Source organism: Streptomyces caniscabiei, assembly GCF_014930365.1.
In the GTDB taxonomy this organism is placed as follows: Bacteria; Actinomycetota; Actinomycetes; order Streptomycetales; family Streptomycetaceae; genus Streptomyces; species Streptomyces caniscabiei.
In genome coordinates this window covers 333,425-349,285 of sequence record NZ_JABXWI010000002.1, presented here as the reverse complement: position 1 = coordinate 349,285, position 15,861 = coordinate 333,425, and the positions used below count along the sequence as shown (strand labels likewise).

Here is a 15,861-nt window from a genome sequence, read left to right as displayed (position 1 = left end):
CGCGCCGGAGGGAGCACGGGGCCGAACCCCCCCGTCGTCGGCTGTTCACTCGGCAGCCGCTCAGATGTCTGAGAGCGGCAGCGGCTGGGTAGTACCTCGGTGCCGTCGGTGCGGCGCGGCACGCTGGGGGGCGCCTTGGATCAGCCGTATTTCTTTCTCAGCTATGCCCGGTGGGACGACCGTGCTGCCTACGTGGGGCGGTTCTACAGCGACCTGCTGCAGGTACTTGACCTGCCCATGACAGTAGCGGCTCGGCAACCCACCTTCCGTGACGTCGAGAACATTCTCCTCGGCGACGACTGGTTGCTGGAACTGAGCCGGGCGGTCGGCTCGTGCAGGGCCATGGTCGCGCTCTACTCGGGGGCGTATTTCCGCAGCGAGTACTGCGGCAAGGAGTGGACCCACTTCTCGGCACGGGTGAAGCGCTACCAGGACAAGACCTCGGTCCAGCCAAGAGCGTTGATCCCTGTGCTCTGGGAGCCCGTGCCACAGCGCCGGATGCCGGCCGAGGTCAAAGCCCTCCAGTACACCGAGCCCGGCCTCGGGGAGACGTATCTCAAGCACGGGCTGCTGCAATTGATGCAGTCGGACCCAGGTGGCGCGGCGTACTGGAACGTGGTCGAGTATGTGGCCCGCAGGGTGCGCGATGCGGCGGACCCGTTCAACCTTCCCGTCGACGAACCGCCGGACTTCGACCTCTCGACCGTCCAGGGTTGCTTTCCGGTCGAGGAGGCGGCCGAACTCGCAGGCCACGTCCTGATCTTCGTCGCTGCCTGCACCAAGTCGTGTCCCCCGATGGGGCGTTCCAGCACCGCTTACTACGGGGAGGCGCCGTGGCTGTGGGCGCCGTACAGTCCACCGAGCCTCCCGACCGTGGTGGAGCGCGCGAAACGTGTCATCACCGGGGATGGACACACCGCGAGCGTAAAGGCGGTGAGCACTCAGCTGATCCGCCATCTCAACAGGGCACTCCACCTCAATCAGGCGTGTGTCCTGCTGGTGGACGCCTGGTCGGCGCGCGAGGCGCCGTATCGGGGGGTGCTCGTCAGATACGACCAGATGCACCACCCGACGACCGCGGTCCTGGTGCCCTGTCACGAGCACGATACGGAGTCGCGTACGGACAACGCGGAACTGTGGGACGGCGTCAGGACTGTTTTCGAGCGGAACTGGATGCGCCGGAACGACCCCCACGACCCGGTGTTCTGGGCGCCGGTGGACCAGCACGAGTTCGACGACATGCTCGCACGCGCGGTGACCGTTACCCAGAACCGGATCGCCGCCAGGGGAAATGCCCGGCGTCTGCCACCGGGCCCGTCGCCCCAGCCGATGCCCCGACTCTGAGTCGCCCGACCACGACTGCCCAGGAGACCCGATGAGCCCCTCCAGCGCACGGGACGGCCAAGGCCAGATCATCACGTTCTACTCGTTCAAGGGGGGCGTCGGACGGACGCTGGCTCTGGCGAACGTCGCGTGGATCCTGGCCAGCCGGGGCAAGCGTGTCCTGGTCGTCGACTGGGACCTGGAGGCCCCAGGGCTGCACAGCTATTTCCACCCGCTGCTCACCGACCCCGAACTGCGTGACACCGACGGCCTGATCGATCTGCTGCGTGCGTACCAGGACGCGGTGCTCCTACCCGGCCATCCGGAGGTCCCGCAGGACGACGGCTGGTTCCGCCGGACCCTGGACCTCACGCCGTACGTCGTCGGACTCGACCTCAGGTTCGCGAGCGGCGGACGGCTGGACTTTCTGCCCGCCGGACGACAGAACGCCGCCTACTCGGACGCAGTGACCTCCTTCGACTGGCGTGCCTTCTACAAGGATCTCGGCGGCGACAAGTTCCTGGCCGCGCTGCGCACGGAGATGGCTGTCCGCTATGACTACGTCCTCATCGACAGCCGTACCGGAGTCACCGACACCTCGGGTATCTGCACTGTGCTGTTCCCCGACCTCCTGGTGCTGGGGTTCGTCTACAACCTGCAGAACATTCGCGGATCCGCGCACGTGGCGCGGGCCGTGACCCGGGGCGCCAAACGGACGATACGCCTACTGCCCGTGCCCATGCGGGTTGAGGACGCCGAGCGGGAACGGCTGGAGGTCAGCCGCGACCGCGCCAGGGATGTCTTCGGCGCTCATCTGTCCTGGGTGGGGGAGGACAGCGTCGAACGGTACTGGGGTGATGTGGAGATCCCCTACAAGACGTTCTACGCGTACGAGGAGATCCTCGCGACGGTGGGGGACCGGCCGTTACAGGAAGGCACCGTACTGAAATCATGTGAACGGCTGACGGACTGGCTCACCGAGGGCGAGGTCCAGCGTGCTGTTCCCCTGAAGGACGACGAGCGGCAACGGTTGCTGACCGCGTACATGAACAAGAGCAAGACCAGCAACGCCAGCCTCCTGGTCAGCTACGCGCCTGAGGACCGGATCTGGGCGGAGTGGGCAGCGTGGCATCTGGAGTCCACCGGGTTTCGCGTCACTCTGCGGGACATCACCGAAACAGGACGGGGCGAGACCGCTCCTGAGATGGTGCGGACCCTGGCCGAGGAGGGCAGGGTCCTCGTTCTGCTGTCCGAGAAGTACGCGGCGCTGCCGCAGTCCGGAGCGCTCTGGAGGGCGGTGAAGGCCAGGGAACGGGCGCTGGCCCCTGAAGTCGTGGCGGTTCGCATCCACGATGCCGCGCGCATGCTCGAGCCGCCCTTCGACCGCGCGGACGCTCCCAGCATCGCCCACCTCACGGCCGTGAACGCCGTACGCCGACTGAGGCAGAGTGTCGGCCCTCCTCCCTCTGCCCCGGCGCGCGGGGTACCCGCACTGCCCACTCCGGAACCCCCGCGCTATCCGGGCACGAAGACACCTGTCGTGTCGCTGCCGCAGAAGAACATGGGCTTCACCGGACGGAACCCCCTTCTTCATGAACTGCGCGACCGGCTGACGTCCACCGAGGGATCCTCGAAGCCCCAAGTCCTCGTCGGCCTCGGAGGGGTTGGCAAGACGCAGACGGCCCTCGAGTACACCTATCGCTATCTCGGCGCCTATGACGTGGTGTGGTGGGTTCTGGCCGCCGAACCCGCGGCCATCGCCTCCGGACTGGCGCGGCTCGCACCCGAACTCGGCATCGAACAGGGGGACGACACCCCTGCCACCGCCCAGCGCGTGCTCAGGGCTCTGGCCGGCGGAACGCCGTACGGCAACTGGTTGATCGTCTTTGACAGCGCGGGTGCCCCGGACGGGATGGCAGAGTGGCTCCCCTCCGAGATGCCTCCAGGTGGGCATGTGCTCGTCACCTCCCGCGACCGCACGTGGGGAGAAGTCGGAAACGTACTCCCGGTCGAGGTGTTCAGCAGGGCCGAGAGCGTCGCTCTCCTCGGTCGGCACAACCCGAGCCTCGCTCAGGACAGTGCGGGGCAGATCGCACACGAACTCGGTGACCTTCCGCTCGCGATCCACCAGGCCGCTGTGTGGCTGGACGTCACAGCCATGCCCGTCGACCACTATCTGCACCTGCTGCGTACACAGACGACGGAATTACTCAAACGAACCGAGAAGCCCTCGCTCGAAATGGCGGGCTGGCTGGTGTCGTTGGAGGAGATCCGGGCCAACAATCCGGCTGCGGCGGACCTGTTGGAGATCTGTTGTTTCTTCGGCGCCGACCCCATTCCGATGGACCTGCTGTACACCCCATCCCTGATGGACGCCTTGACGCTTGAGGAGGGCGTCCCTCGGGACGAGGTGACCATCGCGGTGACCATCGGCAAGATCTTCCAGGAGATCAACCGGTTCGGGCTGGCCCAAGCAAACAGGAGTGAGGGCACGCTCGTCGTCCACCGGCTCGTACAGGCCGAGGTTCGGCACTCGCTCTCCGCCGAGCGGAGCCTGCGCCTGCGTTCCGTGGTTCACGCGGCGCTGGCCGCCGGCAACCCCAGGGCCCCGGTCAACCCGGACAAGTGGCCCCGCTACGCGCAGTTGCTGCCGCACCTGTGGCCCAGCCGGGCGGCAGACAGCGATGATCGGGAAGTACAACAGTGGATCATCGACACCGTGCGCTGCCTTTGGCGCCGTAACCTGCTGGCATCAGCCAGGGACACCGCCCGGCGGGTCCTTGAGGACTGGACCGAGCGCTTGGGTCCGGACAACATCCAGGTTCTGGCTCTGCGCATCCAACTCGGCAACGTGCTGCGTTCCCAGGGCGACTCGCGCGAGGCATGGAAGAACGACAGCGAGGTCCACCGCAGGTTGGCGGCGCTCGAGAATCCTGATCGTCGGCGGACTCTGTTCGCGGCCACGAACGTGGCGGCCGATCTGAACGCGCTGGGCCGCTACACCGAGGCTCGGGAGTGGGACCGCGCGACCTATGAGGCCAGCAAGGAGCTTTGGGGCCCCAACGAACTCAGGTTGTCCATGCACGCCAGCAATCTCGGTGTGGCCGAGTATCTGTGCGGGAACCGGCGAGCGGCGTTGGAGATCCACCGGAAGGTGTACCTCGACCGGCTCGAACTCAATGGCCCCACGAACATCTACACCCTCAGCGCGGCCTCCAACTACGCCCGTGACCTGCGTGAGACAGGTGATCTCTGGACCGCACTCGTCCTTCTGGAAGAGACGTGTCAGAAGCTTTGGGAGAAACTTGGCCCCAGGCATCCCCAGACTCTGTCCGCTCAACGCAACCACGCGGTGGCACTGCGCCGGGCAGGCCGCTACGAGCAGGCTCACGACCTTGTCTCGTCCGTCCATCTGGTCTACGCCGAGGACAGGGGAAGGGATCACCCCGACACCCTCGCGGCCCGCGCCGACCTGGCCAACGTCCTCGCGGCCCTCGGTGAGGTCGACAGCGCCCACGACCATGCCGAACACATTCTGGCCCGCCAGAGGAAGACGCTGGGAGCGTCACACCCCTACACGCTGGGGTGTCAGAACAACCTGGCTATCTATCTTCGGCTGCGCAGCCAGACAGCAACCGCCCGTGCCACGTCCGATAGTGCCCTGCGGGCATTGACCGACAGTCTGGGAGCGGACCATCCCTACACGTTGGACGCAATGATCAACTACGCCAACTGTCTTGCCGAAGGCGGCGAGCCGGAGGCTGCCATCGACCTCGAACGCCGCGCGCTGGCGGGGGCGGTGCGGATTCTAGGTGACGACCACTACGACATCGTCACCTTGCGTTCCAACCTCGCGGTCGACCTCGCCGGGTGCGGTGCGGTGGAGGAGTCGCAGGAGCATTACAATGGCGCTCTGCAACTCGCGGTCCGCACCCTGGGCGAAGACCACCCGACCCACGAGGCGGTGGCGAGCGGAGTGCGTCTGGACGCGGACATTGAATCACCCTTCACCTTCTGATTCCGCGTCTGATCCAGCTGAGGCTCAATCAGCGCGCCGAGGCTCTGTGTGGACCCCCTGTGCGGGGTCCCGCCGTCCGATTTTGGCCGCTGCTATCCTCCGCACACGAATAAGGGTGTATCCCGCCTAGCGGGCGCCCCTGATCAGCTTTGACTCCTGAGGAGAGCGGTGCCATTTCAATCGTCCTCGACAGTCGCGCCCACTACGGCCCCTGTCATTCCCAGTGTGGGCCTGGAGCGGTCTGTCGAGGACCGTACTCGCACCGTCACCGCAAACAACGCTCTCGGCCACATGCTGCGTCGCCTCGAACAGGAGGCCGCGAATCCGGATGCCGCGTACTTCGCCGAGTTCGAGTCGACAATCTACGCTGAATCACCGATGCGGTGAACTCTTCGTCGGTCCGGTTAACTCATCAGTCCCTGCGCCAGTTCATCCTCAAGGTGCACAGCCGCTGCAACCTGGACTGCGACTACTGCTACGTCTACCACTCCGCCGACACCAGCTGGCAGGCCAAACCCCGGGTGATGGAGCTGGCCGTCGCCCAGCAGGTGGTGCGGCGCATCGCCGAGCACGCCGTGGCTCATCGGCTGCCCGATGTGCGGGTCGTGCTGCACGGTGGGGAACCGCTGTTGCTCGGGGCCGGACGGCTCGGGGAACTGCTCGGGGTCTTCGAGCGGGGACTGGCGGAGGCCGAGGTGCCCGTCCGCTTCTCCCTGCAGACCAACGGCGTGCTGCTCACCCCCGACATCCTGGACGTGCTGCGGCGGCACCAGGTCGGTGTCAGCGTCAGCCTCGACGGCACGCGCGCCGGCCACGACCGGCATCGGCGGTTCCCCGGCGGCCGGGGGAGCCATGGGCGGGTGAGGGAGGGCCGGGGAAGTCACGGGCGGGTGATGGAGGGGCTCGCTCGACTGGCCGCGCCCGAGTACCGGCATCTGTACGCAGGTCTGCTGTGCACGATCGACCTGGCCAACGACCCGGTCGAGACCTACGAGGCCCTCCTCGCCTCGCGCCCTGCGCGCATCGACCTCCTTCTGCCGCACGGCACTTGGGAGACACCGCCCCCCGGCCTCGCCGATCGTCGACGGCGCATACCCGCCGCCCCGCCGTCGGCCGACCGGGACGCGACGGCCCCCACGGGCGGGACTCCCTACGCCGACTGGTTGCGGCGCGTGTTCGACCGCTGGTACGACGCGCCCGTACGGGAGACCGGCATCCGGCTCTTCGAAGAACTGATGGCCGGCGTCCTCGGCGGTTCGATGCGCACCGAGTCCGTCGGCCTGGCCCCGGCGACGCTGGCCGTGATCGAGACCGACGGATCCATCGAGCAGTCCGACTCCCTCAAGGTCGCGTACGAAGGGGCTCCGGAGACCGGGCTCGATGTGTTCCGCCACAGCTTCGACGACGTCCTGGGCGACCCGCTGATCCGTCAGCGGCAGTCGGGCGCCGACGGGCTGGGGCCCACCTGCGGACGCTGCCCCCTGGTCGCCGTGTGCGGAGGCGGCCTCTTCGCCCACCGGTACGCCCCCGGCAGCGGCTTCCGCAACCCCTCCGTGTACTGCGCCGACCTGGCCGCCCTGATCCTGCACATCAGGGCCCGCGTCCGGGCCGACCTCGCCGGGACATCGCCGGGCCTGCCCGAACTCGACGTCAGGGGCACGTAGGGTAAGGTTTACCTGCGCGTTCACACGACAATCCGTGACGAGCGCGACGGGACGTGGCGCAGCTTGGTAGCGCACTTGACTGGGGGTCAAGGGGTCGCAGGTTCAAATCCTGTCGTCCCGACTTGCTGAACAGCAGGTCGAAGCCGTACCGGTGTGAACCGGTACGGCTTTCTCCGTTCAGGACGACTTCGACTTCTTGTACGCGCGCTCGCAGTACGGCCAGTCGTCGAAGTTCCCCGCACGCTTCCACAGGCGGTGGGCCGCCTGGATGTTCCACTCCGGTTCCAGGGCCTTGCGCGGGGTGCCGCCGAGTTCGCGCAGCCGGGTGTCGGAGATCTGGAAGACGCCCCAGTTCCTGGTGCCGTTGGTGTTCGGCAGGATGTGGAGAGGGTCGAGGAAGGACTGGCAGTCGGCTATCGCGACCGCGTGGTCGGGATCCTCCGCGAACACCTGGCGGACGCGCTGTCGCACCTTGCTCGGCGACCAGCTCCGTATCCGTTCCTTCGGCTCGTAGAGCGCCCGCTTCGTCTCGTTGCCGACCACGCCGTCCGGGTCGAGACCGTGCAGCACCTGGAAGGCGGTGACGCGGCGCAGGGTCTGCGGCCCGAAGGAACTGTCCACGGAGATGTCCGCGCCGGCCTTGGCGAGCAGTCGCTGCACCTCCTTCACGCAGGTGTCGTGCTGCCCCATCCCGACCGGCTCCGCGCACGCGGCGGAGAACAGCAGCCGCCCGTCGTCCGCGCCCTCGGCCGCGGCCTGCTGACGGGTCGCCAGCGTCACCCAGGTCCCGCCGGCCACCAGAAGCAGAAAACACAAGCCGAGGAGGGGCAGCGCCCGCCGACGCCAGGGGTTGCCCGCCGGCACGGTCACGGCCGCGGTCCCGGCCGCTGACGGCACGGTTTCCGTGGACGTGGACGTGGACGTGGACGTGGACGTGGCCGTCGACGCCGATACCGATGCCGTCTCCGCCTCCGTCACCTGTGCCGGTGCGGATCCGGTCGCGCCTGCCGGTGCGGGTTCCGTTGCCGCAGCTGTCACCGCCACCGCCATAGGCACCGGGTCCGTCCCGTCCGGACTCGCGGTGGGCTCAACGGCGGCTTTCCCTCCGCCCGCGCCCTCGTCGGCCATCCGGCTCATGTCGGCCACGGCCCAGAGCCGGTGCAGCTCGCGCAGTTCGGTCGGGGAGGCGCCGCAGATCAGCGCGAAGCGGTGGACGGGGCCGTAGTCCGGGGGCACGTACGACCCCGAGCAGTAGCGGTGAAGGGACGATCTGCTGCTGCCGGTGCGCTGGGCGAGTGCCTCGTAACTCAGGCCGGACCGCTCCTTCAACGACCGCAGGAACGCCGCGAATCGCTCCGGATCGACGGTGGCTGTCACAAGTTACCCCTAGTAATCGGTCGGTCGGATTCGGGACCCTAGACCATTTCCACCTCGTGCGCATCTTGTGTTCGTCGTGTGCGTGTTCGGTGCACGGCCCATCGAATGTCCCACCGGCGTCCCAGCGTTCAGGGAAAAGCCCAGGCAGTGCGGGGGACGGCATCCCACTCTCCCGTGACCTGCGGATTCCTTGCCGGGGCGAGTGTCCCGTCGCCAGAGTCTGCGGTGCTCACCGGGCACCGGTCCGGTGGCTCGAAGAGAGGACTCCCATGAGCTTGCGCACGCGATTCAAGCTGGCCGCCTGCACCGTCGGCGCCGTGGCCGCGGCCACCCTCGCGCTCGGGACCACGCCGGCCGCAGCGAGCGGGACGTACAGCGGGCTCGCCTACGTCTACGGGGCCGACACCTACATCGACGACTGGGGCAACGAGGGCATCCTGTCGACCGGCACCAACACCAACTCCAACGCCACCTGCCTCTGGCAGAAGATCCTCTGGGCGGACGGCTTCCTGGACTCCGCCTCGGACATCGACGGCAAGTTCGGCTCGGACACGAAGGCCGCGACCGAGGCCCTCCAGCGGTACTTCACCCTCGGCGTCGACGGATCGGTCGGCCAGGAGACCTTCGGGCACATGGACAAGTGGCTGTACTTCGTCTCCGGCAGCACCGCCGACGGCCAGACCGCGAACCTGCGCTACGACGGGATCGTGCGCGACTTCAACCTCAGCCGCAACGCGGACGGCAACTACAGCTTCCCCGACGGCGACGGCAACACGCGGCTCGCCGGTTACAACTACCTGTCCTGCACCTGATCCCAACCGCCCCACCTCACCCGCTCCACCTCACCCGACCCGGCCCGCGCCGAGTCACGCGTGCCCCTCGCCGGGGGAAGGGGCACGCGTGGGGCTCGGCGCGGGCCGGGTCAGCCGCCGCCGTCGAGATCGGCGCGCCTGCGCAGCACCTCCAACTCGCCGCCGGCCAGCCGCATCTCGTAGAGCTTGCCCCGGGCGTTCTCGAACGGGCGGTGGACGATCATCATCAACTGCCCCTCGAACGTGCGGAACAGCATCCCGTGGCCGCTGTCCTCCCGCACCAGCGGCCGTCGTTGGTCCCACGGCCCCGTGAGGTCGCCCGAACGGGAGACCGCGTAGGTCTGGACGTAGCCGCCGCTGATGGTGCCGTCGTCGCCGGCCACGTTCTTCTCGTACGTCGACCACAGCATCAGCAGCGAGTCGTCGGGCGTCCGGTACAGCTGAGGGCCGTCGGTGATGTACGGCGCGAGCTGGTGCGGCATTCCGGCCGGGATCTGCTCGGTGAGCCAGGACGCGTCGGAGGCCCTGAAGAGGAGGACCGGCTCCCCGACGGTCCGGGTCAGGTCCGGCGCCAGCCGGATCGCCTCCATGGTGCCGTCGACGGTCTGGAGCCACTCGTGCGCGTAGACCATCCAGGGCTCGCCGGACGGGTCGACGTAGAGCGTGCCGTCGAGGGTCATCAGGTTCTCGGGCGGGGTGGGGCGCGTGGGGTCCACGACGGCGAAGGGGCCCGTCAGGGAGTCGGAGACGGCCGTGACGGTGCCGCGCATGTGGTTCGGCAGAGCGAAGGGCGTGCCCCAGCGGTTGGCCGGCGGCACCTTCAGCGGCTTCTTCTCGTCGTGCAGCGTGGTGAACAGGTAGTACCGGCCGTCCCAGGCGTGCACCTCCGGCGCCCACGCGCCCTCGGTCGCCCAGATCCCCACCTGGTCGGCAGTCCTGAAGACCACCACGGGGTGGCTCCAGTGCAGCAGGTCGGTGCTGCGGTAGACCATCGTGCCCGTCCCGTCCACGCCCGAGACGGTCGGGTCGTTGGACGTGTAGAGGTGGTACGTGCGGGTCCCCTCGTCGGCGACCACGAACGGATCGTGCAGCGGCATGTCGGGCAGCCGCAGCTCGGGGCGGCCCGTCGGTTCGGTCGAGGTCACGGTCGAGGTCACGGTCGAACAATAGTGGCGCCGTCGAAGGGCGTTGAGGCCGAGGCGGCTCCGGCTCGGCGCCGCGGGCCGAGGCGTGGGAACCCGCGGCCGGTCAGGTACGGCTGACGTTGGCCGTGAGCAGCCGCAGCAACTGCTTGGCCAGGGTGTGCTGTTCGGGCGACAGCCCCATGGCCTCCCCGATGTCCACGGGGACGGTGCGAGCCCGCTCCTCCAGCCGGGCGCCGGAGTCGGTGAGCCGGATGGCGACGGAACGCTCGTCGTCCGTACGGCGCTCGCGGCGCAGCAGGCCGCCCGTCTCCAGACGCTTCAGCAGCGGGGAGAGGGTGCTGGACTCCAACTGCAGTGCCGCGCCCAGGTCGCGCACGGAGATCGAGTCCTGTTCCCAGAGTGCCAGCATGACGAGGTACTGGGGGTAGGTCAGTCCCAGTTCGTCGAGCAGCGGCCGGTAGCGGGCGGTGACCGCGCGCGAGGCGGCGTACAGGGCGAAGCAGAGCTGGTCGTCCAGGAGCAGGGTGTGCCCCGGTGCCGGTTCCGCCCCGGCGGGGGTCGCGATCTCGCCGGCTGTGCTCACGGTGTCGCTCCTCGGTCCCGTGCCCTGCATGACGATCTCCCACCCTACCTGCGGCCCCCTCCATTATGGCGGGCACTAAATGATCGAGCAGGTAGTAATCGTGCACAGATTAGTTGTGCACGATTTAATCGCACGCTACTGTCTTCGTGTGCCGCCGATCCGGCGAACGCGTCGGCCGAACCCTGCCCGCGGCACCCGTTTCGAGGAGTCCGTCATGACCGAGAGCACCCACCGCCGTCCCGTCCTCGAACCCGCCGCCGCGGCCTTCGCGGAGGCGACCGCGAACCCGCCGTACCTCTTCGACCTCGGTCCCGTCGAGGGCCGCAAGGTCGTCGACGAGGTGCAGTCGGGCGAGATCGCGAAGCCGGCTGTCGACGAGGAGTGGGTGACCGTGCCGGGAGGGCCCACCGGCGAGGTCAGGGCGCGTGTCGTCCGCCCGGCGGGAGCCGGGGGCGTGCTGCCGGTGATCCTCTACATCCACGGCGCCGGCTGGGTGTTCGGCAACGCCCACACCCACGACCGGCTGGTGCGCGAGCTGGCGGTGGGCGCGCGGGCCGCCGTGGTCTTCCCCGAGTACGACCTCTCGCCCGAGGCCCGTTACCCGGTGGCCGTCGAGCAGAACTACGCGGTGGCCCGCTGGATCGTCGCCGAGGGCGCCGACCGCGGCCTGGACGCCGGCCGGATCGCCGTGGCCGGTGACTCCGTCGGCGGCAACATGACCGCCGCGCTGACCCTGATGGCCAAGGAGCGGGGCGATGTCCCGCTGGTCCAGCAGGTGCTGTTCTACCCGGTGACCGACGCCGCGTTCGACACGGGCTCCTACCGCCAGTTCGCCGAGGGCTACTTCCTGCGGCGCGACGCCATGCGGTGGTTCTGGGACCAGTACACGACCAGCGAGAAGGACCGCGCCGAGATCACCGCCTCACCGCTGCGCGCCACCCCCGAGCAGCTCCAGGGGCTCCCGCCGGCCCTCGTGATCACCGCCGAGGCCGACGTCCTGCGCGACGAGGGCGAGGCGTACGCGGACAAGCTGCGCGAGGCCGGGGTCCCGGTGACCGCCGTGCGCCACCAGGGCATCATCCACGACTTCGTGATGCTCGACGCCCTGCGCGGGACGCAGGCCGCCGAGGCCGCCATCGGGCAGGCGATCGCCACCCTGCGCACGGCGCTCGGCACCGACTGAGCGTGGAGCCGGGCGGGAAGCGGCCGACCCCGGCCGGGAGTGGTCCCGGCCGGGGTCGGCGTCATCCGGATGCGAGGGCTCAGGCGAAGTTCGCCAGCGTCTCGTTCCAGGTGGCCGACGGGCGCATGACCGCGGCGGCCTTGGCCGGGTCGGGCTGGTAGTAGCCGCCGATGTCGGCCGGCTTGCCCTGGACGGCGATCAGCTCGTCCACGATCTTCTGCTCGTTCGCCGTGAGGGTCTCGGCGAGCGGCGCGAAGGCCTTGGCGAGGTCGGCGTCCTCGGTCTGGGCGGCCAGCTCCTGGGCCCAGTACAGGGACAGGTAGAAGTGGCTGCCGCGGTTGTCGATGCCGCCGACGCGACGCGAGGGGGACTTGTCCTCGTTGAGGAAGGTCGCCGTGGCGCGGTCCAGGGTGTCGGCGAGGACCTTGGCCTTGGTGTTGCCGGTGGCCGTCGCGTACTGCTCCAGGGACGGCACCAGGGCGAAGAACTCACCGAGGGAGTCCCAGCGAAGGTAGTCCTCCTTGACCAGCTGCTGGACGTGCTTCGGGGCGGAGCCGCCGGCGCCCGTCTCGAAGAGGCCGCCGCCCGCCATCAGCGGGACGACCGACAGCATCTTGGCGCTGGTGCCCAGCTCCAGGATCGGGAAGAGGTCGGTGAGGTAGTCACGCAGCACGTTGCCGGTCACCGAGATGGTGTTCTCACCGCGGCGGATGCGCTCCACCGACAGCTTGGTGGCCTCGACGGGGGCGAGGATGCGGATGTCCAGGCCCTCGGTGTCGTGCTCCGGCAGGTAGGCGTTGACCTTGGCGATCAGGTTGGCGTCGTGGGCGCGGGTCTCGTCCAGCCAGAACACGGCCGGGTCGCCGGTGGCGCGGGCGCGGGTGACGGCCAGCTTGACCCAGTCGCGGATCGGGTCGTCCTTGGTCTGGCAGGCGCGGAAGATGTCGCCGGCGGAGACCGTCTGCTCGATCACCACGTTGCCGGCCTGGTCGACGAGGCGGACCGTGCCGGTGACCGGGATCTCGAAGGTCTTGTCGTGGGAGCCGTACTCCTCGGCCTTCTGCGCCATGAGGCCGACGTTCGGCACGGAGCCCATGGTCGACGGGTCGTAGGCGCCGTTGGCGCGGCAGTCGTCGATCGCGACCTGGTAGACGCCCGCGTACGAGGAGTCCGGGAGCACCGCGAGGGTGTCGGCCTCCTGGCCGTCCGGGCCCCACATGTGACCGGAGGTGCGGATCATGGCCGGCATCGAGGCGTCGACGATGACGTCGGACGGCACGTGCAGGTTGGTGATGCCCTTGTCGGAGTCGACCATCGCCAGCGCCGGGCCCTCGGCCAGCTCGGCGTCGAAGGAGGCCTTGATCTCGGCGCCCTCCGGCAGGGCCTCCAGGCCCTTGTAGATGCCGCCCAGACCGTCGTTCGGGGAGAGACCGGCCGCGGCCAGCGTCTCGCCGTACTTCGCGAACGTCTTCGGGAAGAAGGCGCGCACCACGTGACCGAAGACGATCGGGTCGGAGACCTTCATCATCGTGGCCTTGAGGTGCACGGAGAACAGCACGCCCTCGGCCTTGGCGCGGGCGACCTGCGCGGTGAGGAACTCGCGCAGCGCGGCGACGCGCATCACGGAGGCGTCGACGACCTCGCCGGCCAGGACCGGTACGGACTCGCGCAGCACGGTGGTGGAGCCGTCGTCGCCGACCAGCTCGATCTTCAGGGAGCCGGCCTCGGAGATCACCGCGGACTTCTCGGTGGAGCGGAAGTCGTTCTCGCCCATGGTCGCGACGTTCGTCTTGGAGTCCGACGACCAGGCGCCCATGCGGTGCGGGTGGGTCTTGGCGTAGTTCTTCACCGAGGCGGGGGCGCGGCGGTCGGAGTTGCCCTCACGCAGGACCGGGTTCACGGCGGAACCCTTGATCTTGTCGTAGCGGGCGCGGATCTCGCGCTCCTCGTCCGTCTTCGGGTCGTCCGGGTAGTCCGGCAGCGCGTAGCCCTGGCTCTGCAGCTCCGCGACGGCGGCCTTCAGCTGGGGGATCGACGCCGAGATGTTCGGCAGCTTGATGATGTTCGCCGCGGGCGTCTTGGCCAGCTCGCCCAGCTCGGAGAGGGCGTCGGGGATGCGCTGGCCCTCCTCCAGGTACTCCGGGAAGACCGCGATGATGCGTCCGGCCAGCGAGATGTCGCGGGTCTCGACGGAGACGCCGGCCTGCGAGGCGTACGCCTTGATCACGGGCAGGAACGAGTGGGTCGCCAGGGCGGGCGCCTCGTCAGTGTGCGTGTAGATGATGGTCGAGTCAGTCACCGGGTGCTCCGCTCCACGTCTGCAACATTGCTCGACATCAAGATATCTCGTGTGGGGGAGGGACTCGACAGGGGTCGGTGTGTGCGGCGGCTCACGGCCCATCTTTCTCGCCCCCGCCGCCCCTACCCGTCCCGTCCCCAGGGGCTGCGCCCCTTCGACCCCCATGCGCGGGTCGGTGGGGCTTCTCGCGCAGTTCCCCGCGCCCCTTTCAGGGGCGCGCAGCCCCTGGGGACGGGACGGGTAGGGGCGGCGGGGGCGAGGAAGCCTCTAGGGGGCCACCTCGACCGACGACTCCCGTTGGTGGGGGATCTCCACGCTGCCGCCCCCCGTCTGGAGAGTGATCGCCCGACGCGGCACCGGCACACTGATCCCCTCCGCCCGGTACCGCTTGTGCAGGCGCTTGATGAACTCGTGCTTGATCCGGTACTGGTCGCTGAACTCCCCGACCCCGAGGATCACGGTCATCCCGATGCGCGAGTCGCCGAAGGTGTGGAAGCGGACGGCCGGCTCGTGGTCGGGGACCGCGCCCTCGACCTCCTTCATCGTCTCGGCGATGACCTCGTTGGTGACCCGCTCCACGTGCTCCAGGTCGCTGTCGTAGCCCACGCCCACCTGCACCAGCAGCGTCATGTCCTGCTCGGGCTGGTTGAAGTTGGTCATGTTCGTACCGGCGAGCTGACCGTTGGGGATGATCACCAGGTTGTTGGAGAGCGACTTGATCGTCGTCTGACGCCAGTTGATGTCGACGACATAACCCTCCTCACCGCTGCTCAGCTTGATGTAGTCGCCGGGCTGGACGGTCTTGGACGCGAGGATGTGGATGCCCGCGAAGAGGTTGGCGAGGGTGTCCTGGAGCGCCAGGGCCACCGCGAGACCGCCGACGCCGAGGGCGGTTACCAGCGGGGCGATCGGGATGCCGAGGGTCTGGAGGATCACCAGACAGCCGATCGCGAGGACCGTGACCCGGGTGATGTTCACGAAGATCGTCACCGAGCCCGCGACCCCGGCCCGGGACTGGGCGAGCGTGCGCACCAGACCGGCGATCACCCGGGCCGACGTGACCGTGGCGACCAGGATGAACAGCACCGTCAGGGACTGGTTCACGTTGTGCTGCACGGTCTTCGTCAGCGGCAGCACCGCCGCCGCGGCCGCCGCGCCGCCGACGAACGCGCCCCAGGGCACCAGCGAGCGCAGCGTGTCGACGATGACGTCGTCACCGCCCCAGCGGGTCTTCGTCGCGTGACCGCCGAGCCAGCGCAGCAGCAGCCGCAGCAGGAAGGCGGCCAACAGCCCCGCGACCAGGATGATTCCGGCCACGAGACAGTCGTCGAGGGTGAGGGTCCGGGTCATCGCTCGCCTCCCGAGGGACGCGGGGAGCGGCCGGGGAACCGTATGTCGTGTCCCGAGGGCCGTATGTGATGTGTCGTCACCTTGCCACCTGCTCGAATCCGGAGTGC

Annotated in this window: 10 protein-coding genes and 1 tRNA gene; 6 read left to right on the top strand and 5 right to left on the bottom strand. The window is 68.7% G+C overall.

Going from position 1 to position 15,861, the window contains the following annotated elements; translation table 11 throughout:
- The first annotated feature begins 135 nt into the window (after positions 1-135).
- The 4 genes from HW837_RS06075 (at position 136) to HW837_RS06060 (ending at position 7,126) form a co-directional block, all read left to right on the top strand.
- Positions 136-1,344 carry a TIR-like protein FxsC gene (locus HW837_RS06075; protein WP_143671899.1) on the top strand — a complete coding sequence of 403 codons (1,209 nt, stop codon included), beginning with the start codon at positions 136-138 and terminating at the stop codon, positions 1,342-1,344.
- A 31-nt stretch (positions 1,345-1,375) separates the two neighbouring features.
- Positions 1,376-5,341, top strand: coding sequence for an FxSxx-COOH system tetratricopeptide repeat protein (fxsT, locus tag HW837_RS06070; protein ID WP_093788628.1), 3,966 nt, complete (start codon positions 1,376-1,378; stop codon positions 5,339-5,341).
- Between the two features lie 383 nt (positions 5,342-5,724).
- Positions 5,725-7,005, top strand: a complete 1,281-nt coding sequence (locus tag HW837_RS06065) for an FxsB family cyclophane-forming radical SAM/SPASM peptide maturase (protein ID WP_045561637.1) — start codon at positions 5,725-5,727, stop codon at positions 7,003-7,005.
- Between the two features lie 47 nt (positions 7,006-7,052).
- Positions 7,053-7,126 (top strand) — tRNA-Pro (locus tag HW837_RS06060).
- A gap of 56 nt (positions 7,127-7,182) precedes the next feature.
- Here HW837_RS06060 and HW837_RS49925 read toward each other — a convergent pair.
- Positions 7,183-8,382 (bottom strand): helix-turn-helix domain-containing protein, encoded by a 1,200-nt coding sequence (locus HW837_RS49925; protein WP_045561636.1) that lies wholly within the window; start codon positions 8,380-8,382, stop codon positions 7,183-7,185.
- A gap of 269 nt (positions 8,383-8,651) precedes the next feature.
- Here HW837_RS49925 and HW837_RS06050 point away from each other — a divergent pair, with 269 nt between their 5' ends.
- A complete protein-coding gene (locus HW837_RS06050; RefSeq protein ID WP_045561635.1) occupies positions 8,652-9,194 on the top strand; it encodes a peptidoglycan-binding domain-containing protein in 543 nt (180 codons plus the stop codon).
- Positions 9,195-9,304: 110 nt separating this feature from the next.
- On the opposite strand, the gene HW837_RS06045 is transcribed toward HW837_RS06050, so the two are convergent.
- Together HW837_RS06045 and HW837_RS06040 are read right to left on the bottom strand one after the other, a co-directional pair.
- Positions 9,305-10,291, bottom strand: coding sequence for a glycoside hydrolase family 43 protein (locus HW837_RS06045; RefSeq protein ID WP_078853820.1), 987 nt, complete (start codon positions 10,289-10,291; stop codon positions 9,305-9,307).
- A gap of 151 nt (positions 10,292-10,442) precedes the next feature.
- Positions 10,443-10,862: a MarR family winged helix-turn-helix transcriptional regulator gene (locus HW837_RS06040; protein WP_193381463.1), complete on the bottom strand. Its 420-nt coding sequence runs from the start codon at positions 10,860-10,862 to the stop codon at positions 10,443-10,445.
- A gap of 274 nt (positions 10,863-11,136) precedes the next feature.
- Between HW837_RS06040 and HW837_RS06035 the strand changes: the two genes are divergently transcribed.
- A complete protein-coding gene (locus HW837_RS06035; protein WP_193381407.1) occupies positions 11,137-12,105 on the top strand; it encodes an alpha/beta hydrolase in 969 nt (322 codons plus the stop codon).
- 79 nt (positions 12,106-12,184) lie between these two features.
- On the opposite strand, the gene HW837_RS06030 is transcribed toward HW837_RS06035, so the two are convergent.
- Positions 12,185-14,404 carry an NADP-dependent isocitrate dehydrogenase gene (locus HW837_RS06030; protein WP_045561632.1) on the bottom strand — a complete coding sequence of 740 codons (2,220 nt, stop codon included), beginning with the start codon at positions 14,402-14,404 and terminating at the stop codon, positions 12,185-12,187.
- A 267-nt stretch (positions 14,405-14,671) separates the two neighbouring features.
- Positions 14,672-15,754 (bottom strand): mechanosensitive ion channel family protein, encoded by a 1,083-nt coding sequence (locus tag HW837_RS06025; protein WP_045561631.1) that lies wholly within the window; start codon positions 15,752-15,754, stop codon positions 14,672-14,674.
- Between the last annotated feature and the right edge of the window lie 107 nt (positions 15,755-15,861).